A 22883-nucleotide genomic window follows, 5' to 3' on the forward strand; every position below is an offset into this window, starting at 1 on the left:
AAATACTAAAATTTTCTCTTCACTTCCCCTGCTTCCCATGCTCTCCCTGCTCCCCTTGCTTTCCCATCTCTCCCTCTCCACTCAAAAATAAGTCATGAAATTTAGATAAACTGAAAAGTTACACCTACTTCTCATCAGTATTTATTGCAAAATATGAAATAGTACCATCTGGAGAGTAATTTGTGGTATTAAACGCCCCTATTCTCAAGTCTAATGAGCAGCAAGTGCTGGACGAAAAAAGTCAAAAGTTAAGTAGTTTTGTGCCAAGACACATTGGCCCTAACACTGATGACATCCACCAAATGCTGAAAGTTTTGGGGTTTCCTAGCCTGGATGCCCTAATTGACCAAACAGTTCCACAGTCAATCAGGCTGAAGCAACCGCTAAAGTTACCAGCAGCAGAAAGTGAGTATGCAGCACTGGTATCTTTAAAAAAAGTTGCAGCCAAAAATCAGGTTTTCCGTTCATACATTGGTATGGGATATTACGACAGTATTACCCCTCCTGTGATTGGGCGTAACATTCTAGAAAACCCTGGTTGGTATACTGCCTACACTCCCTATCAGCCAGAAATTGCCCAAGGGCGACTAGAAGCGCTGCTGAATTTCCAAACCCTGATTATTGACCTCACAGGTTTAGAAATTGCCAATGCTTCCTTACTTGATGAAGCCACAGCCGCCGCTGAAGCGATGAGTCTAAGCTATGGTGTCTCCAAAAATCACGCAGATGCCTATTTTGTCTCTCATGATTGTCATCCCCAAACTATTGACGTGTTGCAAACACGCGCTAAACCATTAGGGATTAAGATCATTGTCGGCGATCATCAAACATTTGATTTTGATCAACCAATTTTTGGAGCTGTTCTGCAATACCCTGCAAGTGATGGCACCATTTTCGACTACCGCGCTTTTATAGAAAAAGCCCATGCTAAGGGTGCATTGGTGACGGTAGCAGCAGATCCTCTAAGTTTAACTTTGCTAACCCCTCCTGGGGAATTTGGCGCTGATATTGCTGTCGGTAGCACTCAGAGATTCGGTATTCCCTTGGGCTTTGGTGGCCCTCATGCGGCATACTTTGCTACGAAAGAAGAGTATAAGCGGCTGGTTCCAGGGCGAATTGTAGGTGTATCAAAAGATGCCCAAGGTAAACCTGCATTACGTCTGGCGTTGCAAACTCGCGAACAGCACATCCGCCGCGAAAAAGCTACTAGTAATATTTGTACGGCACAGGTGCTATTAGCGGTAATGGCGAGTATGTACGCCGTCTATCATGGGCCTACTGGACTTAAGCAAATTGCCGAAAATATCCACCAGCTAACTTTAATGTTGGCAGCAGGACTAAAGCATCTGGGTTACAAAATTAGTTCTGAACATTTCTTTGATACATTGCGGGTGGAGTTGGGAACACGCAGCCTGGAAGTTATTCTCGAAGCTTGTCAAGCAAGGAATATTAACCTGCGAATTTTTGATGACACTGCCGTTGGTATCTCTGTAGATGAAACAACTACAGCAGATGATTTAATAGAGCTTTTCGAGATTTTTGCCGCGCCTGATAGTCTATTTTTCGGTTTTAAAGAAATTGGAGACTTAATTGCAGCACGGCGCAAATCATCTCTACCAAACTCAACCTTTGCCCGCACCAGTACCTATCTCACTCACCCAGTTTTTAACCGCTATCACTCAGAAACGGAGTTATTACGTTATCTGCACAAGCTAGAAAGCAAGGACTTGTCGTTAACTACGTCGATGATTCCCTTGGGTTCTTGCACAATGAAGTTGAATGCGACAGCTGAAATGATTCCGGTAAGTTGGGAGAAATTTGGCAAGATTCATCCATTTGCCCCGGCATCGCAAACGCAAGGTTATCAAATCCTATTCCAGCAACTTGAGGCATGGTTGGCTGAAATTACTGGTTTTGCGGGAATTTCTCTACAACCAAATGCTGGTTCTCAGGGCGAATATGCTGGACTTTTAGTGATTCGTCAATATCACGAAAATCGAGGCGAAGCACACCGTAATGTCTGTTTGATTCCCACTTCGGCACACGGGACAAACCCAGCAAGTGCGGTGATGTGCGGGATGAAGGTGGTGGCTGTTGCCTGTGACTCACAAGGTAATATTGACGTTGCTGACCTGAAGAGTAAGGCAGAAAAACACAGCAATGAACTAGCTGCCTTAATGGTGACATATCCCTCAACTCACGGTGTCTTTGAGGAACCAATTCAGGAAATCTGCGCTGTTGTCCATAGCCACGGTGGACAAGTTTACATGGATGGGGCAAATATGAATGCCCAAGTGGGAATTTGCCGTCCTGGAGATATTGGCGCGGATGTCTGCCATTTAAATTTGCACAAAACCTTCTGTATTCCTCATGGTGGCGGTGGCCCTGGTATGGGGCCTATTGGGGTTGCTTCTCATCTTGTACCTTTTCTCCCCGGACATCCTGTGGTAGGGATTGGGGACTGGGGACTGGGGACTAGGAAAGAGGAAATTACCAGTACCCAGCATATTGGTGCGGTTGCGGCTGCGCCTTGGGGTAGTGCGAGTATCTTGGTGATTTCTTGGATGTACATTGCGATGATGGGTGCAGATGGTTTAACCCATGCAACGAAGGTGGCGATTCTCAACGCTAATTACATTGCCAAGAAACTGGAATCTTACTATCCCGTTTTGTATCAGGGGAAAAATGGTCTAGTTGCCCATGAATGTATTTTAGATTTGCGATCGCTCAAAAAATCAGCTGCGATCGAAATTGATGATGTCGCAAAGCGTCTCATGGATTATGGTTTCCATGCGCCGACTGTCTCTTGGCCTGTCGGGGGTACAATCATGGTGGAACCTACAGAAAGTGAATCTAAACAAGAGTTAGATCGTTTCTGTGATGCGTTGATTTCTATTCGCCAAGAAATCGCCGAAATAGAAGTCGGCAAAGTGGATGCTCAAGATAATGTTTTGAAGAACGCACCCCACACAGCCGAAAGTCTCATCACCGGAGAATGGAATCATCCTTATTCTCGCGAACAAGCTGCCTATCCTGCGCCTTGGACTCGTGAATATAAATTCTGGCCTGCTGTTGGTCGCATTGATGCAGCCTTTGGCGATAGGAATTTTGTTTGTTCTTGTCTGCCAATGGATGCTTATTAACTTGAAGTAAGGAGTTAAGAGTTAGGAATTAAAACTCCTAACTCTTGCAATTCTTCCCTTACAGATAAAGGCTGATAACCCAATGCAAAAGCTTTAGAACTATCCAAAGAAACATCTGCTGGTCTAGGTGCTGCCATTTTCACATCTTGTTGTCGGCAGGATTTAAGACCAGTGCTAGGAAGTTGAAATACTTCCACTAATATCTGTCCAAAATCATAACGTGAAATCCGCTCTTTGCCACCTAAGTGAATGATGCCGTTCACTTTTTCTAATGCTAATAAAAGTCCTTTGGCAGCAGTTGTTCCACTTACTGGTGTGCGAAATTCATCTATAAATAAACTTAGTTCTTCTTCAGCTTGTAAAGTTTGAATAAATGGCTGAATAAAGCTTTTAGCTGTAGGTGTTGCTGCACCAAACATCAACGGCATTCGACACACTGCGGTCATGGGATATCTTTCTAGCATATCTGCTTCTGCGATCGCCTTTTGCTCACCGTAAAGATTGACAGGGCACACGGCATCTGTCTCTTGATATGGGGCATTTAAGCCATCAAAAACTAAATCAGTTGAGGTAAAAGCACAAGGAATAGAATTATCTGCACACAGTCCGGCAATATTGCAGGATGCTATCACATTAATTGCGTGCGATTCTTTGGGGTTGGTTTGACAAAAATTTGGTTGCGAGTGTGCAGCAGTATGAATAACTGCCGTCGGTTTGACATCATTAAATATGCGTTTCAATTCCTGAAAATTTGTTAAGTTTGCTTTTAACATTTTCATCTCATGAATTTCTAAGGGATGGGATAAATAAGTGCCATAAATCTCCCATTCTTCTTTTGCAAGCTGGCAAAGATGCCATCCTAAAAAACCACTTGTTCCGGTGATTAACAATTTTTTCATGTCTAATCGTAAACCGCTAGCATCACGAAAAAAATCTTGTTAGGCTTATATTCTACACTGAGTAGTGGTAATAAAATACTATTGCAGTAATTTCTGAAACTGCTTTTCACTACGCACTTTGCTAAAGTCGGGGTCAGTTTTGGCTAATTTCTTGTATTTATCAGGAACAAACTCGATTGCTTTGTCTAGATTCTCAATTGCTAATTCCAGATTGCTTTGTAAAGCATAAGAGCAAGCTTTGTTGTAATATGCTTGGTGCAAATCCGGCTTGATGGCGATCGCTCTATTATAAGATGCGATCGCATCTTGGTAGCGGTGCAGCTTTGTCAGAGCTATGCCTCGGTTAATTAAGGCTTCATATTTATTCGGTTTGGTAGCGATCGCTTTGTCGTAAGATGCAAGAGCATCTTGGTAGCGGTGCAACGATGTTAAGGCTATGCCGCGATTATACCAAGCTTCATATTTGTCGGGTTTGATGGCGATCGCTTTGTCGTAAGATACAAGAGCATCTTGGTAGCGGTGCAACGATGTTAAAGCTATGCCACGGTTAATCCAAGCTTCAGGATTCTCAACTTTGATGGCGATCGCTTTGTCATAAGCTTTTATGGCATCTTGATAACGTTGCCCATCTAATAAATGATTGCCTTGATGAAAGAAATCTTCTGCTTTTTGCGTAGCCTTCGCTTCTATGAAAAGTTGGGTTACATTACTTTCTTGAACAAATTGTGTAGTATTTTCTATCGATGAATTTGCCCCACTACTACAACCAAATGCTAAGAAAACTATCATGTTAGATGCAACGAAGCAGTGCCGAAAAACCATGCTGTACCTACAAAACTTATTAAATGATGTTAAAATCTGTTTGTTTTTTGAGTATTATCAAAATACACTAGTTTTTAGCCATTAATTTACTTTTCTTTTGAGAAAGAGCTTTGTTGGCGATGCAGAGATTTTTATTAAAATCAAGCGTACATCACATTATCATATTAGATACACACAAAGCAATCACTTAGATTCTATTTCAATCAAAAAACAATAATTTGTGTTGCTGCATACGTTACGTAAGCACAACTCGTCATAGACATCGCACTCGTATATGTAGTATTTCTCTTTAATTAACAAGGATGCGATCGTAGTAGCTTTTGACGATAAAAGGCTGTTATTTGCTTTATTGTGTCAAGCAATTTGTCAAGCAATTATTTAAGCTAATCATTATTCAAATTCTGTGTTTGCGTCTTTCTCGTGATTGAAAATATGCAGCTTACAGCAGTTTTCATGTATTTGAACTACATCTGTCGTAAGGGCACAGCATTGCTGTGCCCCTAGCAGCGTAGTCTATTTACCTGAAAATAGCTGTAAAATGCAAATTGTCGGTGCAATAGCTTGCCTTCATGTCTTTATAATACCAAAATGATATTTTCAGTACCAAGACACAAAGGTAAAAAATAGGAGATAATAGGCTCTATTTTTGCAAGGTTTAATTTATACCAAAAACCGACTCGACAGTTGACTTAATCGAATCTCGCGCATCCTTTAAAGTTTGGCTAATGGGATGTTTTGCCTGTAAAAATGCGCGGGCACAATTGCGTCCCGGCATTCCCGAAATTGAACCACCTGGATGAGTACCTGCACCAGTTAAAAATAGATTATCAATTGGTGTTTTGTAGTTCGCTATTTCTGGCAAGGGGCGGAAAAAGATCATCTGATCTAGAGTCATGTCAACATGGTAATAGTTGCCTTTATATGCACCTAACCTTTCTCCTAGTTCTGCTGGGCTTTCTACACGACGAGCGATAGTTGCATTTTTGACATTTGGTGCATAGTCTGCCAATTTATCAATTACTCTATCTGCAACTTTGTTTTTCAATTCATCAGTCCAACCAGTACCTTTTAAACCGGTGCCTTCTGCACCAGCAATTTGATAAGGGGCAAAAAATTCAATCCATAGGGTGTGCTTACCTGATGGTGCTAATGTAGGATCTAAATAACTAGGCATTACCAAATACATTGATGGGTCAGCATCAGGAATCTCTCCCAAGGTGCATTTACTATGAGCCTGTTCTACATGAGCTACGGAATCTGCAATTAAGATAGAACCGACGAGATATTCGTCTTTGTGGGCGTGGTATGGAAAGCGCAGTGGTTCATCTAAAGCCAAATCTATTTTGAGGATAGTTTCGTTGTTATTAACGATGCGGCGTTCTAATCTTTCCCATAAATTTGGGTCGACTCCATCAACATCGCTTTTATCAGTCATTTGCAAAAATAATCGCTTGGCATCAATATTAGAAATAACTCCATATTTAGCGCGATATTCTTTACCACCAGCAACCCGTACACCTACAGCTTTCCCATCATCAATTAAAACTTTTTCAACGTGCTGGTCTGTGAGAATCACGCCACCTTTACTTGTGACTAAATTCACCAAAGCTTGCACAAGTGCGCCAGTTCCGCCGCGAGGTCTGGCCATTCCTGGATTATGACGCATTGCCATCATAATTGCACCGATAGCAAGGGTTTTTTGTGATGGTGGCGCACCAAGTTCTGATGCTAGTCTGGCTAGTGGTGCTTTTAGAAATTCCTCATCAAACCACTCGTTAAGTAAATCTTCCGCGCTGGTTAACATTGTGCGAATAAAGTCCAGCGTTTTGTTTGGAGAACCAATAACCGAAAATAAATCTTTCAGTTTTGTGATGTCGTAGTTACCAAGGATGTCTATAATTGACTTTGGTGGTGCATTGAACATCGGAACCATTGCACCTAGCGATCGCTGCCAAAAATCTACAAATTCTGCGTATTTTCTAGCATCACGTTCATTGTAACGAGCAATTTCGGCACAAGTCTTTTCCACCGACTTATGTCCTAAGAAATACTTGCCATCAGGATGAGGACAGAAAACAACCGGATCGCACTCTAAATAATGCAAGCCGTATTTTTCTAATTCTAATTCTTCAACAACTGGCCCTAAGTGAATAAATTCATGGTCAATAGCACACAAATTAAATTTAAATCCTGGGGCTTCTTGGGGTAAACACTCTTCAGTTGTTGCTGCACCACCCGGAACAGGACGTTTTTCTAGTAACAGAACGCTATAACCAGCTTTTAGTAAATAAGCTGCACAAACTAGCCCATTATGTCCAGCACCGATCAGGACAACATCATACTCTTGCATAAGTTGGAATTTAAAAATAAGTAGCTTTTCAAATATTAGAAAAATTTTGTGACATTTACATCATCCTTCAGTAACAAAAATTATCTTTAGTTACTGTCAATCCTACTAAGGAGATAATACAGTCAATGATGAAGGTATTTGCCTCACCTGAGCTTCTAGCATAAGAATTAAATTACCCTTTTGTACTTCTATATTTTTGATACTAAAAGCGATATCCTCCCATTCAAAATATGGTATATTCATTAGCTCTTTAGCTTTCTGCATCAATGCTATAATTAATTCTATTGAAATTCCCTCTCCCTCAGTGCAGTTAAAACCCTCCAGCATTGCGGGTTGTGAATGAGTTTGTGGACGTGCGATCGCAGTATAAGCTAAAGGGCGAGTATTTCCCATTTCCTTTAACAGCAACTTTCCCCTAAATTCTATTTTGTCATCACCAGGTAAAAATACCTGAATTTCTTCCGGCTCAAAACTAATAATTTCACCATCTACATTCAACTCGAAGTTTTGCATTTGGTTGCGAACAAAGTCTGAGTACAAAGCAGTATTAATATCTAATTCAGTGAGTATAATTCGAGCAATGGCATTGACTGGCTCATTGAGTTCTATTTGACCAAAAAGAGCGCTAAAAGGATTAATGGCAATACTATCTGTTTGCAGTTTTATTTCCTGTACGCGAATGTCTTGCTGAATAACTAATCCTTGGCCTGTAAGCGAAACTCCATCAGCCTGTCCTTGAACTATTTTCAATAGATCGGTTTGTATATCTATTTCTATTTGTTCTACTTCATTTAGCTGACTGGATATTCTTTTTTCAGCTTCTTGAGATAGAAATTGTTCCTCCAAGCGATGCTCATCAGGCATAAATTAGTAATCTCCTAAACATCCTCTTATTAGTTACTGTAAAGGCTAGCTCTGAAGATTAAATCTATATTCGGGTATATGTCCCTCTCCAACTCCTACGGTGTACACACAAGTCCTAAAAACTTTGTTTGATACTACTTTTCTCGTTCCTATACAGAGCATGGGAACGAGAGCAATGAGAAAACGATGGAAAATCAAGCTTTTTTTTACCGCTAATTAGATTGGACACTATATAACTCGTCGAACCCAGTTCTCTAAAAATTCCCCAGTCCCCAGTACCCAATCCCCAGTTCAAATCTGCTAAAGTTTCAGTTACGCTGAATTGTAATGTGAATATTAGAGACTGGTGCAAGTTAAGACAGGCAATAATAGCGCCTGGATATTACTGTTTAATTATCAGGATCAAAGCGCGATTCTCCTGTGGAGAGGCTGCGCGATCGCGTGCAGAATATTTACAGTATTGCCTAAAATTATGGATAATTCCCCAGTGGTCGCTCAAGCAGATGCATCCTTACCAAATTACACTCAGGAAAATATACGAATAGTGCAGTCAGCAGTTGGCTCGAATTCACCACCAAAGGAAAAGGTAGGAACTGACTTTGACTCTCGCATGATGCTGCGGTGTTTGGAACTTGCTCGCCGCGCTTTAGGGCGGACTTCGCCAAATCCGCTAGTGGGAGCGGTGATTGTCAAGGATGGCGAGATTATCGGCGAAGGATTTCATCCTCGTGCAGGTGAGCCTCATGCAGAAGTGTTTGCCTTAAAAGCCGCAGGTGTTGGCGCTGCGCGTGGTGCAACAATCTATGTGTCACTTGAACCTTGCAATCACTACGGACGTACTCCCCCTTGTTCGGAAGGATTGATCCAAGCAGGGGTAGCAAAAGTAGTAGTGGGTATGGTTGATCCCAATCCATTAGTAGCTGGAGGTGGTATCGCCCGTTTGCGGGCGGCGGGGATCGAAGTCTTGGTAGGAGTAGAAGAAGAAGCTTGTCGTCAGCTAAATGAAGCTTTTGTGCATCGCATTCTCTACAAGCGGCCTTTAGGAATTTTAAAATATGCCATGACTTTAGATGGGAAAATTGCTACTACCTCTGGTCATAGCGCTTGGGTGACAAGCCAAGAGGCCCGCAATGAAGTACATCAACTGCGGGCGGGTTGTGATGCCATAATTGTCGGCGGTAATACAGTCCGACAGGATAATCCTTACTTAACCAGCCATCAGGTGGGGGCACATAATCCCCTGCGGGTGGTGATGAGTCGCCATCTTAACTTACCGGAAAGTGCCCATCTGTGGCAAACTACGGATGCTCCAACTTTGGTGTTGACACAGAAAGGTGCTAACCCCGATTTTCAAGAACTGTTGCTCAAACAGGGTGTGGAGGTGGTGGAATTAACATCACTGACACCGGATAAGGCAATGGCATACTTATATGAACGGGGTTTCTGTAGCGTGCTATGGGAATGTGGTGGTACCTTAGCTGCTAGTGCGATCGCTCAAGGAGCAGTGCAAAAAGTTTTGGCATTTATTGCCCCAAAAATCATTGGTGGTAACATTGCTCCCACACCAGTGGGCGATTTAGGTTTTACTACCATGACCGAGGCGTTATCTCTAGAACGTGTTCGTTGGCGTGTAGTAGGCTCTGACTGCTTAGTGGAAGGTTATTTTCCTCAAAAAGCCAATTGACTATCAATCAATTCATGATGATTTTGCAATTATGAACACTGACGTTCATAAGCAATATCACGTATAAGGGCTAGCCGAGATTGAATGTAGTGGCACAGATAATCAGTTTCGTGAGAATTTAACAAAACTTGCGTTTCGGTTTGTTTCACTAACCACTGCACCAAGCTAGCATCATCAAGTTGTAAGAGGAGCTTGGCTTGGGCGGTTTCAACCACTGACCAAAGCTGACGCATAATTGTAGGAGTCATCAGACCTCAATTGAATAATTTAGCTTTGCTCTTTTTAGATTACACAATTCCAATCGCAATTTACGACATGAATGTAGAAGCTGAGACAAGTATTATTAAAAACTTAATAATGGTATTTATAACTTTATGAAGATTAAGAATTTGAAATGGGCATTGGGCATTGGGTAACGGGCAAGAAAACAAACGGGCTAATTCTAAAAATTTAGTTTTTGTGCTTGTGAAGACTGAAATTGTCTTGATTATAGCCCAATTAAGACAGTTTTGTAAGCACTATCTTGAATACTGAATCTGTCTTACGGGATACAAAAATTTAGCTTTTGAGAACAATGTTTTTCAGAAAATTAACACTGTTTGGCTGTAGATGGACTGACAAAATCATGTAAATCTACATCCCAAATGCTGATGTAAATAAAATCACATTGTTGGCGGATAATCTGACCTTTAACTGAGCCATTCTTAAAACTAAAATTATCAGATTGGCGCTGTTGTACCTGTTTAAGTCCCTGCTTAATTTCTTCAGTGGCTTGTCCACCTAACATTCCATTCAAGGTATCTTCCATTACTTGTGGGTCTACCGATTGGGCAAAAGATACCTCAGTTTGGCGCAGCGATTTAGAATTACGATCAAATAAATAGCCAAGGTCAATTTTGTTTGGCACTAGTTTGTAAACGACAGCACGAGTCTTACCCCATGCGCCTCTTAAATCTTGATTTGGTTTGCCAAGGGTAGCCTCTACAGCGCTTCTTGGTGTACCTGTAGGAAATGCCGGAACGCTAGCGACTTTACTAGGTGGCTGTTCGTTGGTTTGTGACGCTGGAGGTGCTTCTGGTCTGGGAACTGCCCTCGCCTCATTCTTTGGTTCTGGCTGTGGTGTAGAGACTGCTACTGGTGGTGGAGTATCTGAAGTTATTATAGGCTTCCTTTTTGGCTGTGGTATGGATACAACCGGAGGATTAGAAGTTGGTAAAGGATCGGGAATTACTGGCTGTTGTCGTGGTGAGATCGGTACAGCTGGAACTGGAAGTGGAGAATTTTGGGAAGAAATGGGCGGTTCGCTAGATATAGGATTGGGAAAAGATTCTGGCGATGGGGTAGGACTTGTGGCAATGGTTGTTTCTGGCTGTTGCTGACGAATGATATTAGGAATTACAACTGCACCAATCAAGCCACCGACTAGCAAACTACCAACAATTACAGCAGATTTTTGCCAGTTTCCAGGAGCGGAAGATCCTGCAATCGCAGAATTGTTTTGCGGAGAATATAATGGCTGAGTTTGTCGAGTCGATGTCGCAGTAGAAAAACTGACTGTGGCAGTATTTGCGGTTAACTCAGGAGGTATATTGCTAGCAGATTGGAGGGCATATAGCATTTTACTGGCAGTGCTGTAGCGATCGCCAGCATGAGGCCTAATTGCCTGATTGAGTATCGCCGCCAATTGAGAAGATACATGAGGCGCGTGCTGCTGCCAAAGTATTTCCCCAGTTTTCAGATCGGTTAGTAGTTCTTGTGGGTGTTTGCCAGTCAGCAGATAAATCGCTGTTAAACCTAAGCTGTAGATATCAGTGGCGTAAACTGGGCGGCCAACAGCTTGTTCGCTAGGCATATATCCGGGTGTACCAATAACGAGCGATCGCGTCGGGTATCCTGAAGGATTCACCACAGAACGGATTGTTTCTTTAACTGCGCCAAAATCAATCAAAACTGGTTCGCTATCAACAGAACGGAGAATAATGTTATCTGGCTTGATATCGCGGTGAATAATGCCTTTGCTGTGAACATAATTTAAAACTGAAAGCAGACTCAAGAGGATTTGCCGAACCACAGTTTCACTCTCAAATCCTTTGGCTTCGACAATTTTTGTCAGGGTTTGACCGTGAATCCATTCTTGGACGAGGTAAAATTGTCCGTTCTCAGAAAAGTAGGCATAGAGTTTAGGAATTTGGTAGCTACTTTCACCCAAATACTCCAAGGTTGCGGCTTCCCTTTCAAATCGCTGTTGAATAAGTTGATAGGTTTGCGGGTCATTATTCGTAACCGGTTTGAGTTGCTTAATCACACAGCGACGGCGAGAAGGCATGTGGACATCTTCTGCTAGAAAGGTTTCGCCAAACCCACCAGCGCCGATTACCTGGATAATTTGATAGCGATTGTTCAGCAGGGTTATTGTCATGAAAAATTATAAGCGTAGACACCCAATGTGGAGCTAGAGACTTCCTCTCTTCTCCAGGCTTGTCGTCAGACATCGCCCTTTCCAAATGTACATCAGATGAGTTATGGACATTAAATTAGGGGCTGGGGATTGGGGATTGGGGATTCAAACACCAACCAAAACAATCAAGAAATTTCTTGCCCAATCCTCAGTAAAGAGTCCCGGAGTGTCTATTACTCATCTTCAACCTTGACCGACCTAACAGTGCATCTTGTAAAGAGACTTAACGGGAAAAGTTAGGTAAAGTATACGTGAATTTACTGTAAAAAAGCGAACTCTTAACCTATCCATAATCTATCTATCATCGACAATCCGGTAATCTAAATTTTCTAACTTAAATGGCGTGGGTAGCGGCTAATCAAAATGCGCTCACAGACTCAAGGAATAATCGAGGATTATAGATGATGGCAAAGGTTGGCTACTCAGTATTTAAACGCGTCACCACAGCGCGTTTGCTACGTCAAATGTGTTTACTGGCGCTGACTGTGCCATTGTTGGCAAGTTCGGCAATCAGTTTGGCGACTGCCAACGAGAATGAGTACGAGGGCGAGAACGAGTCATACGCCATCGGACTTTGGGGCGATCTACCCTACTCGGATCTACAAGCAACGACAGGGGTTCCAAACCTCATTGCTGATATGAACGCCCAAAACCTGGCTTTCACAGTCCACGACGGCGATCTGAAGGCGGGTAACTCTATAGCCAGCTCGGTGACGCCGACCACTTGTAGCAATGACCTCTACACCCAAGCACTTGGCTATTTCAATGCTCTGAAAGCACCAGCAGCTTTCACACCAGGCGACAACGATTGGACTGACTGCGATCGCCCCTCAAACGGTGGATTCAAATCACTTAATCGCCTCGACTACGAGCGTCAGGTATTCTTCAGTACGAATTTCTCCCTGGGCCAGCGTCGGCTAGCCCAGGAGGTGCAGACAGCACCGCTGTGCCTTGGTGAAAACCGCACAGCTGTCCCCTGTGTTGAAAACCGCCGTTGGACGGTCGGTAAGGTTACTTATGCCACACTCAATATTCAGGGTTCGTGCAACAACCTATGCGACACTGCGCCTGACCCGGAGGAGTACGCGGCGCGAAATGCAGCTGATATTATATGGATGAGAGAGACCTTTCAAGTGGCAAAGGCACGCAAATCGGTGGCGGTTATGTTTATCTCCCAAGGTAATCCAGGGTGGGATCTGACCGACGGAACTAGAGCGCCTTTGCGCGATCCCAAAACCCTCGCAGAAACCGATGGACAACCTGATGGCTTTCAGAGCTTTTTATTAGCGTTGCGCGATGAGGTAATTGCTTTCCGTAAACCAGTTGTCTACGTAGACGGCGACTCACATTATCACCGCATTGACAGGCCATTTCTGGATGCTCAAGGCAGACGCCTCGAAAACTTCACCCGTGTCGAGACATTTGGCGACAATGCAGCGAACGGCACTAACGATGTGAATTGGGTCAAAGTGACCGTAAATCCCCGTAGTCGAGAGGTGTTTTCGTATCAGCCACAGATTGTTCCCGGTAATCGAGTAGCGGTTCCATCTCCGTAAAGCCACGGTGTACACACAAATCCTAAAAACCTAGCTTGAAGGCTTGACTCGTTCCTAGTCTCTAACTGGGAACGAGATAATCTCTCAAAACATTAGAGAGACGCGATAAGGGACTTCCAAATAAAAAATATTCAATTAACTCTTGTGGGGTGGGCATCTTGCCTGCCCAGTCTATCCCGCCCAGTCTATAATATGGCGCTCATGTTGCCCACCCCACAATATTGAATAATTTATTTCTTGGAGTTCCCTAAATCGTCGTCTCTACAAGGAATTTATCCATCAATTATTTATTGACAGACTACTAGGCGAACTCTATAGTTTCAACAAACTCTAAAATACTCTCCTTGATGTCTTCGGCTTCTTCTTCAACAGAATCGGGAGTTTCGCCGTTAATAAAACTGTGTTGACTACTAACTATATACAAAAATTCACCCCTGATAAAGGTAAGCAGTCCTCGGTACGCATCTAATCTGATCGCAGTTCCATTATTTTCTTGCTTAGAAATCGTGGAACCTTTGGGCATATCAATTAAAACGTAGTAAGCGCCTCGCAAAGTATTTTCCAGATATTCGGTATACTCCACAGAAGCATCTGGTACATTGGCAAAAATCGCCTGCGGTACATACTTGTCTACTAAAATTGTTTGTAAATATTCTTCTTGTCCAACAGCCTCCAATTCCTCTAACTGTTCCAGAGGGAAAGGATAATAATCAATTCTCAGCAAAGTACCGATGTCATCAGAAAAGCCAACTACCCCTTCCTGGCTCTGAATTCTACCGCCCTGCTGGGGATCAACCGGAATTGGCACAGTAAAATTACCTAATGGGGATTGATACGCCTGTTCGCTAAAATCTTCGATGACTACTGTTTCATCATCATCCTCGTCATCATCATCTGCATATTCTTCATCTTCTGCTTCTTTAAAGGCTGCAATTACCTCCTTGATGATTTCCTCTGCTTCTTCATCCTCCAGTTCTAAGGCTGCTTGTAGCTTTTTGAGGTAGGCTTGTTTCGGTTTGGGGATGGCGAGTTCATCGTCTAAAAGTACTATTACCCCAGCAGCAAAACCATCTAGCACTAATTCATCTGAGAGAGATACTTTAGCGACATTAAACAAAGGTCCAATTCCCTCTTCTTCGGCAATGGAGATGAGTCTATCAACTATTTCTGTGATTTCATCTTCTGAGTATTCCTCAAAAACCTCGAATTCCCAGAGAATACCCGCTAAACTTTCTGCATCTACCTCGTCAATCACTGAATCTGCGATCGCAGTGACAGTTGCGATCGCCGCCACCGCTTCCTCTGGACTTAGTGATTCCTCTGATGTCTTTGGTGAGTTAAAAACCTTGTCATATTTAGTCATATTTGCTACCTAAATTAATTCCTTGATAGTAATAACAGATTGAAAGTGACAATGGTCAGTTTACCAATGGAGCGAATCTTCTAGAGAAAAAGTTGGCTAATACGTTATTTACTCAGTATTGCTCAGATGTCACAAAACCTTGTTGACAGCTAATCTCCAAAGGGTTGAGGTGTTCTCAAATCTGTTGTCGAATATACACTTAAACACCAGCTAGGCTCAATATTTACCGAAAGTCAATTTAACTAAATATTGTAAATTTTTGTGATCGAGCAATTATCGTTAATAACTGCTATATTCTTGTGTTTTTATCCTCTAGCAGATGAATTATATCTATCGATAGAATTATAAACTAGCTAGCGATAGATACCTACCCCGTGGGCAGGATGTCACAATACCGATGTTTGTAGTGACACACAATACTCGAAGTGTTTGTAGTGTTAGTTCTACAAATGTAAATTACATGAAATTTTGAGTTTTTTTTATGGTAAAAACCCCTCCATCCCAGTTTTCACCAGAGCAATACAAAGTTGATTCTGCACAAGAAAAAGTAGACGCTATTATAGAAACCCCACCATCAGAAACTGAAATTGACCTAGAGTTTCTTTACACCAGAGATATTGAATTTCGTCAGGAAACTATTTACTTTCTTGTGGTCGATCGCTTTTATGATGGCGACCCAGATAACAGTGAAGGTACAAATTCAGAACTGTACGATCCAACTAGAAAAGATTGGGGTAAGTACTGGGGTGGGGACTTGCAAGGTGTCATTGATAAGTTAGACTATCTTAAAAACATGGGAGTTACTGCCCTTTGGCTAACTCCACTATTCGAGCAGGTAGAAGAGTTATTTATTAGTAATGCAGCGATGCATGGCTATTGGACAAAAGATTTTAAACGGATTAATCCTCGCTACATTGCTGATGGAGAAAATCCTTCTTTAAATGCTACTCAAGAAGAAAAAAATACGACCTTTGATCGGTTAATTGCAGAACTGCACAAGCGCAATATGAAGCTGGTGCTAGATATTGTCTGCAACCATAGCAGCCCTGATACCAGCGGTAGTAAGGGTGAATTATTTGATGATGGTGTAAAAATTGCTGACTTCAATAATGATGTCAATCATTGGTATCACCACTATGGCGAAGTGCAAAACTGGGAAGATGATTGGCAAGTTCAGAACTGTGAACTAGCTGGTTTAGCAACCTTCAATGAAAACAATACAGAATATCGGGAATATATTAAGTCAGCAATCAAACAATGGCTAGACCGGGGTGTGGATGCACTGCGGGTGGATACTGTCAAGCACATGCCGATTTGGTTTTGGCAAGAATTCACTGGCGAGATGACCAATCACAAACCAGATGTATTTATTTTTGGTGAATGGATTTATAGTAATCCCAGTGACGATCGCTCGGTGGAATTTGCCAATCACTCAGGTATGACACTTCTAGACTTTGGTTTGTGTGTGGCAATTCGAGCCGCATTGGGGCAAGGTTCAGAAATGGGATTCCAAACAATTCAATATATTTTTGATCAGGATTATCGCTATAACGGGGCAACAGAGTTAATTACCTTCATCGACAACCATGATATGTCCCGCTTTCAATCGCTGAACCCCGATCCAGCGATGTTGAAGGTTGCGATCGCCTTAATTATGACATCTCGCGGTATTCCCTGCATTTACTACGGTACAGAACAGTATCTCCATGACGACACCGATGGCGGTAACGATCCATACAACCGCCCAATGATGGAAAATTGGGATACTGATAGTGAAATTTATCGTTGCATCAGGCTGCTGTCTGGCTTACGGCGACTGAATCCAGCCGTGTCAATGGGTAGCCACTGGCAAAAATACTTAACACCAGATGTCTACTGTTATGTACGCCGCTATCGTGATTCTCTGTGTTTTGTCGCTTTAAACCGGGGCGGAGAAGTTACCCTCCCAGAAGTAGAAACAGAATTGCCTGATGGGGAACACACCTGCGTGGTGACTCGCAATAAGTATGAAGTGAAAGACGGCAAGATTTATGACTTGGTATTAGAAGAAAGGGGAGTGATTGTTTTTAGCCACGTTGGCGAACGGATTAAAGCACAGACAATTGTCCGCGTCCAACTCAATGGCGTGCATACCCAACCCGGTGAAATCATTGTGGTGACAGGAGATTGTCCAGAGTTGGGTAACTGGGATATCAGCAAGGCATATCCTTTAGAGTACATTAACTCAAATACCTGGTCGGCTGAGATTCCCTTTGATGAAAGTGCTGGTAAACTGATTGCTTATAAATATGCCATGTGGCGGGAAGGGCAATCACCTCTGCGCGAAAACCTGGTAAATCGCCGCTGGGTGATTGCGAAAGAAGGTACTGTCAAATGGCGTGATACCTGGGCATCAGGAAGAGAATCATAGAGTTTATCAAGAAAGGCAGGAACCAGATAGCGCAGCGTAAAGCCTTTTCTTCGAGAGGTTTTACGCTGCACTAAGCTAATCAGCATTAAAGTTGCATAATCAGGGCGGGCAAGATGCCCACCCCACATGATATTAAGAAAATTTTAATATGCAAATTAGATGTGTTTTAGCTTATCACCACTAAGTTAGAAGCTTCCGCATCCTGTTGATATATTTACTATATCCAGTGGTAATAAGCTCAGTTGCAGTTACCATCAGCGCTACCTACCTGAAGTCATAAATTATTTTTGTCTCAAGATAGAACAATATAATGATATCTTTCCCTCTTTTGGATATTACTTGAATTCTCAAAGATGAATTGAAGCGCTAAATAACTATGTACAACGGATACAAAGATTTTTCATAAAAACATCGTCAGATAGAAGAATTAAAACTTGTCTAAAAGTAATCTATAGATATTGCAGCGCTTTTCAAGCGAGCAAAAACAAATCAACACTTAACATACTTTAGGAACAAAGAAAATGAGTATCGAAGATAAAGCAAAAGCTTTCGCTAAAAACGTCGAAGGAAAAGTACAAGAGGCAATTGGCGAAGTAACTGGCGATCCTAAAGACAAAGCTGAAGGTAAAGCTAAACAAGCTGAAGCTCAAGTTCGCAACACTGCTGAGAATATCAAAGATGAAGTTAAAAAGACTTTAGACTAGTGCAAGCGGAAGTTTCCCTAGCTTTCATAATTTGCTCAATTAGGGGCAAGTCATTAAATTCCCCTAATTGTCTGGTTAATTGAGATTTTAGCTGGATTTACACCGTACTATACTAGGTAGAAATTTATTTAGTCAGAAGGTTCAGTAAATAACTATTTACTGAACCTTCTTTATTTATTAAATCTGTGTTTTGTCTGAGATTCTTAGGCATTTTGACAAGAGCGATCGCAAAATAATTTCTCAAGCTTTCACTGATTTTTTCAAAGGTGCTAATTCATGATTAATCTTCTATTTACCTATTTTTAGTGTTCGCTAGTTACAGGTAGATATATAGTGAATGTACTACCCTTCCCTGGTTCAGATGTCACATCGATAGTGCCTTGATGTGCTTCGATAATGCAGCGAGATAGATATAGTCCCAAACCACTACCCGAACGTTGGTGTTTCCCTTGACGAAATCGCTCGAATAATATTGCTTGATCTGGTTTAGAAATTCCTGGCCCTGTATCTTGGATATCAATATTCACAGCTACAGGAGTGAGATGACAGTGAATATCTACAGAACCTTTGTCTGTAAATTTGATGGCATTACCGATGATATTTGTCAAAACTCGCCGCAGTTCAACGCGATCGCCCATGATGGTGCTTGCAGTTTTGTCTTTATCAAGATTTACAACTAACCCTTTTTCTTCAGCTAGGGGAGTTAATTCTTGGGAAACTTCACTAACTAATTCCTGAATATTGCAGGGAGAAATTTTTAAGATTTTACAGCCTGCTTCATGACGATAAACTTCTAGCAAGGTATTTACCATTTCCAGCAGGTCTTGATTGCTGCCAATCATGGTATCAATTATTTCTTGCAATTGTGGCGAAACTTCGCAAAACCTGCCTTCCAGCAATAATTTTAATACGCGGTTAGAAGCTACTAGGGGTATGCGTAAATCGTGAGTAAAACGTGAGACAAAATCTGCCCTGAGGTTAGCCATCTGATCTCGTTCGTCGATACTATGCTTGAGACGCAGGAGCGATCGCACTCGTGCATGTAGTTCATCAGGATCGAATGGTTTACGAATAAAGTCATCTGCACCAGCATCGAGTCCTTCCACAACACTAGACTGATAGTGAGCCGTGAGCAGCAGAATGGGGATAAATGGCAACGCCTGATTCTGTCGGATGCGTCGAGTAAATTCATAGCCATCAAGCTCCGGCATCATCACATCTAAGAGAATTATGTCTGGTGGTGACTCCTCAACCATAGCCAGAGCTATTTTGCTATCTTCCACCAAGGTAATTTCATAGTCCTCATCTTCTAGGACTGCTTCTAAGACCAGTAGATTGTCAAAAACATCATCGACAACGAGAATTCTATCTTTTTTGACAGTTTTAGTTAAAGACATAGGCTAAATAAAAAAAGAAGTGCTTGGCTATTCCTAGCAAATCTAGTAATAGCTTACTTCACGAGCGCTGACATTATTAAGGATTCAGATTTTCTTTGAGAGTTTCCTGAGCTAAATATTCTGTTTTTTAAGCATTTATACGACAAAATACGCGAGTGCAGTGTATTAATTGTGACTTTATCCGTTGTAGGCTAAAACCCCAGTGTCTTTATATCTGAGTTGTTGACACCAAAACTCTTGCCTTAGAAAGGCTTACGAGATAAGGTTATTTATGTCTCATGGGAGATGAAGTTTAGGGAACAATACCAACTGCATTGCTTTTTGTATAAGATCCCGAATAGAAGAACGAGATTATTTTAATCTGTACTTTAGATAAATAACAGTAAAGTTAAGCAACTATGAGTGAAATCAAGATCCTTTTGATTGAAGATCACAACCTGACAAGAATCGGCTTAAGGTCTGCCTTACAAACTCAGCCAGAGTTCAACATTGTTGGTGAAGCAGCCAATGCAGCCGACGGCATTAAGCTCCTGAAAAGTCTCAAGCCGGATGTTGCAACTATTGACATTGGTTTGCCTGACATGGATGGTATTGATCTAACACGGACATTTAGGCAATATCAATCAGAGAACGAAGATTATACAACAAAGCTGCTAATTTTAACGATGCAGAATAGTGAACAGGCAGTTTTAGCCGCATTTGCAGCAGGTGCAGATTCTTATTGCATGAAGGATATCGAAACTGAGAAACTAGTAGAGGCCGTGCAAACAACTCATGCAGGTAGCTCATGGATCGATCCAGCGATCGCAGACCTTGTACTACAACAAATACGTCAAGATTTCCCCGACGGCAGCAAAGGAGCATCTGGAAAAAGAGTCTTGATTGAAGGCATTGACCCAGATGTTGAGAAAAGTATAGTCAGCTATCCTTTAACTCATCGGGAAATGGATGTTTTAGAGTTGATTGTCGCTGGGTGTGACAATGCAGAAATTGCCAAAAGACTCTATCTAACAGTCGGTACTGTCAAAACTCATGTTCGAGGTATTCTCAATAAACTCTGCGTTGCTGACCGGACACAAGCTGCTGTCCGTGCTTTGCGTGCTGGATTAGTACCTTGAGGAATAATGTACTAATCATCAACTGCATACACAAGAATACTTAACAAATAAATAAACAAATAACAATATTTCTTCCCCAATCCCCAATCCCTGTTATCTGGGACAAAGATTTATTAAGAAATTGTTACAAAGTTTAGTACAATGACATAATTGACAAATAAGTATTTTTCCTCATATACATGATAGCGGATCAATTTCCCTGGCTTACCGCAATTGTCTTGCTGCCACTTGTTGCTTCCTTGCTCATCCCTGTACTGCCTGATAAAGATGGCAAGCGCGTGCGATGGTATGCCCTGGGTGTAGGTATTGCAGACTTTGCCTTGATGTGCTACGCCTTTTGGAAGCATTACGATGCCAGTAGTGCTAGTTTTCAACTCGTGGAAAATTATGCTTGGGTGCCTCAGTTAGGTTTTAACTGGGCGGTATCAGTGGATGGACTTTCAGCGCCACTTGTGCTTCTAGCAGGATTTGTCACCACACTCTCGATTTTTTCGGCATGGCAAGTCGATCATCGACCCCGCCTTTTCTATTTTTTGATGTTGGTACTGTATTCTGCACAGGTAGGGGTGTTCGTTGCCAAAGACCTGCTGCTATTTTTCATTATGTGGGAAGTAGAACTGATTCCCGTCTACCTACTAGTCTGCATTTGGGGTGGGCAAAGGCGTCGTTATGCAGCTACGAAATTTTTGTTGTATACCGCAGCAGCTTCTATATTTATTTTAGTGGCAGCCCTGGCAATGGGGTTATATGGCGGCGGTAATATGACATTTGACATCACCGCCCTCGCCAGCAAGGAATATCCCCTTAGTCTACAACTCCTACTTTATGCAGGATTGTTGATTGCATTTGGTGTCAAGCTTGCTGTTTTCCCCATGCATACCTGGTTGCCTGATGCCCACGGCGAAGCATCCTCTCCTGTATCGATGATTTTGGCTGGTGTGTTGCTGAAGATGGGCGGATATGGACTGATTCGCCTGAATCTTGAGTTACTTCCCGATGCACACATTTACTTTGCGCCCGTTCTAGCCATTCTCGGTGTTGTCAATATTATCTATGGTGCATTGAACTCTTTTGCTCAGACCAATATGAAGCGGCGTTTGGCTTATTCGTCGATTTCTCACATGGGGTTTGTACTGCTTGGAATTGCCTCCTTCACTGATTTGGGAATCAACGGCGCGATGTTACAGATGATTTCGCATGGCTTGATTGCATCAGTGCTGTTCTTCTTAGCAGGCGTTACTTACGATCGCACCCACACAATGGTAATGAAAGATATGGGCGGTATTGGTCAAGCCATGCCCAAAGTCTTTGCCTTGTTCACAATTGGAACGATGGCATCCCTAGCACTTCCCGGTATGAGTGGCTTTGCTGGCGAACTCTCGGTATTTGTTGGGATGACAAGCAGTGACGTTTACAGTTCGACTTTCTGCACCGTCACAGTTTTTCTAGCCGCCGTTGGAGTCATCCTCACACCAATCTATCTACTTTCTATGCTGAAAGAGGTGTTTTATGGTAAAGATGCAGCACTGCTATGCGATATTAATAATGCAGGCTTGGAAAATCAAGAAGATGACGGAACAGTTTGTTTTGGTACAGACTGCCTTGTACCAGAAGATGCAGTCTACGAGGATGCTAGACCCCGTGAGGTGTTTATCGCTGCCTGTTTTCTGCTGATGATTATTGGTATTGGTTTCTATCCCAAAATGGCGATGCAGATGTACGACGTGAAGACAGTTGCAGTGAATGCTAATCTTCGCCAGTCTTATGCCATAGTCTCGCAAACAAATCCCCAGATTTATGCTAATAGATTCTTGGCTCCGCAAATTTCAGAGGTTGAGGTAGCGCCTGTTTTGGGAACTTTGAAGTAAGCTTTTTGACTAATAGATTTGTCTAAAAGAGTTTTGTCTACAACTAGCTACTACCCGTCTATGGGTTTTTCTCAAATGCTCTACGCAACCGATAATTACTGCATGATAGTATAAATAATTAGGTTGCGTATGAGTAATACTTCTTTCTTTTATGGACAGAAAGAGCAATCTTTATAAAAGCTAGAATTGTTGAGAGTATCTGCATCCTGATATTTGATTAATAAACGAGTTATAGTTGCCTTATGCT

The 22883-nt window shown here is 42.2% G+C and carries 15 protein-coding genes; 7 read left to right on the forward strand and 8 right to left on the reverse strand.

Annotated features, from left to right (window positions below; translation table 11 throughout):
• Window positions 1–182: 182 nt before the first annotated feature.
• A complete protein-coding gene (gene gcvP, locus FD723_RS09460; RefSeq protein WP_179065105.1) occupies window positions 183–3143 on the forward strand; it encodes an aminomethyl-transferring glycine dehydrogenase in 2961 nt (986 codons plus the stop codon).
• A 14-nt stretch (window positions 3144–3157) separates the two neighbouring features.
• Here the strand turns inward: gcvP and FD723_RS09465 are convergent, their stop codons facing one another.
• The 4 genes from FD723_RS09465 to FD723_RS09480 all read right to left on the reverse strand — a co-directional run bounded on the left by FD723_RS09465 (window position 3158) and on the right by FD723_RS09480 (window position 8078).
• Window positions 3158–4042, reverse strand: a complete 885-nt coding sequence (locus tag FD723_RS09465) for an NAD(P)-dependent oxidoreductase (RefSeq protein WP_179065106.1) — start codon at window positions 4040–4042, stop codon at window positions 3158–3160.
• Window positions 4043–4120: 78 nt separating this feature from the next.
• Window positions 4121–4864: a tetratricopeptide repeat protein gene (locus tag FD723_RS09470; RefSeq protein WP_179065107.1), complete on the reverse strand. Its 744-nt coding sequence runs from the start codon at window positions 4862–4864 to the stop codon at window positions 4121–4123.
• Window positions 4865–5519: 655 nt separating this feature from the next.
• Window positions 5520–7214: a beta-carotene ketolase CrtO gene (crtO, locus tag FD723_RS09475; RefSeq protein ID WP_179065108.1), complete on the reverse strand. Its 1695-nt coding sequence runs from the start codon at window positions 7212–7214 to the stop codon at window positions 5520–5522.
• A gap of 105 nt (window positions 7215–7319) precedes the next feature.
• Window positions 7320–8078 carry a DUF2993 domain-containing protein gene (locus FD723_RS09480; protein ID WP_179065109.1) on the reverse strand — a complete coding sequence of 253 codons (759 nt, stop codon included), beginning with the start codon at window positions 8076–8078 and terminating at the stop codon, window positions 7320–7322.
• A gap of 472 nt (window positions 8079–8550) precedes the next feature.
• Between FD723_RS09480 and ribD the strand changes: the two genes are divergently transcribed.
• Window positions 8551–9762, forward strand: a complete 1212-nt coding sequence (ribD, locus tag FD723_RS09485) for a bifunctional diaminohydroxyphosphoribosylaminopyrimidine deaminase/5-amino-6-(5-phosphoribosylamino)uracil reductase RibD (protein WP_179065110.1) — start codon at window positions 8551–8553, stop codon at window positions 9760–9762.
• A gap of 29 nt (window positions 9763–9791) precedes the next feature.
• Here ribD and FD723_RS09490 read toward each other — a convergent pair whose 3' ends face one another.
• Together FD723_RS09490 and FD723_RS09495 are read right to left on the reverse strand one after the other, a co-directional pair.
• Window positions 9792–10010, reverse strand: coding sequence for a hypothetical protein (locus tag FD723_RS09490; protein WP_179065111.1), 219 nt, complete (start codon window positions 10008–10010; stop codon window positions 9792–9794).
• Between the two features lie 341 nt (window positions 10011–10351).
• Entirely contained in the window at window positions 10352–12181 is a 1830-nt protein-coding gene (locus tag FD723_RS09495) for a serine/threonine-protein kinase (RefSeq protein ID WP_179065112.1), read from the reverse strand.
• 440 nt (window positions 12182–12621) lie between these two features.
• Here FD723_RS09495 and FD723_RS09500 point away from each other — a divergent pair, with 440 nt between their 5' ends.
• Window positions 12622–13776: a hypothetical protein gene (locus FD723_RS09500; RefSeq protein WP_179065113.1), complete on the forward strand. Its 1155-nt coding sequence runs from the start codon at window positions 12622–12624 to the stop codon at window positions 13774–13776.
• A gap of 301 nt (window positions 13777–14077) precedes the next feature.
• On the opposite strand, the gene FD723_RS09505 is transcribed toward FD723_RS09500, so the two are convergent.
• Window positions 14078–15139, reverse strand: coding sequence for a hypothetical protein (locus FD723_RS09505; RefSeq protein WP_179065114.1), 1062 nt, complete (start codon window positions 15137–15139; stop codon window positions 14078–14080).
• A 481-nt stretch (window positions 15140–15620) separates the two neighbouring features.
• Between FD723_RS09505 and FD723_RS09510 the strand changes: the two genes are divergently transcribed.
• Both FD723_RS09510 and FD723_RS09515 read left to right on the forward strand, forming a co-directional pair.
• Window positions 15621–17549 (forward strand): alpha-amylase family glycosyl hydrolase, encoded by a 1929-nt coding sequence (locus FD723_RS09510; protein ID WP_179065115.1) that lies wholly within the window; start codon window positions 15621–15623, stop codon window positions 17547–17549.
• 521 nt (window positions 17550–18070) lie between these two features.
• Window positions 18071–18253, forward strand: coding sequence for a CsbD family protein (locus FD723_RS09515; RefSeq protein WP_179065116.1), 183 nt, complete (start codon window positions 18071–18073; stop codon window positions 18251–18253).
• Between the two features lie 302 nt (window positions 18254–18555).
• Here FD723_RS09515 and FD723_RS09520 read toward each other — a convergent pair whose 3' ends face one another.
• Window positions 18556–19650: a hybrid sensor histidine kinase/response regulator gene (locus tag FD723_RS09520; RefSeq protein WP_179065117.1), complete on the reverse strand. Its 1095-nt coding sequence runs from the start codon at window positions 19648–19650 to the stop codon at window positions 18556–18558.
• Window positions 19651–20048: 398 nt separating this feature from the next.
• Here FD723_RS09520 and FD723_RS09525 point away from each other — a divergent pair, with 398 nt between their 5' ends.
• Both FD723_RS09525 and FD723_RS09530 read left to right on the forward strand, forming a co-directional pair.
• The gene (locus FD723_RS09525; protein WP_179065118.1) at window positions 20049–20768 is read left to right on the forward strand and encodes a response regulator transcription factor; all 720 of its coding nucleotides are present in this window, start codon (window positions 20049–20051) and stop codon (window positions 20766–20768) included.
• Window positions 20769–20947: 179 nt separating this feature from the next.
• Window positions 20948–22636 (forward strand): NAD(P)H-quinone oxidoreductase subunit 4, encoded by a 1689-nt coding sequence (locus tag FD723_RS09530; protein ID WP_179065119.1) that lies wholly within the window; start codon window positions 20948–20950, stop codon window positions 22634–22636.
• The last annotated feature ends 247 nt before the right edge of the window (window positions 22637–22883 follow it).

It is taken from the genome of Nostoc sp. C052 (assembly GCF_013393905.1).
Classification (GTDB): Bacteria; Cyanobacteriota; Cyanobacteriia; order Cyanobacteriales; family Nostocaceae; genus Nostoc.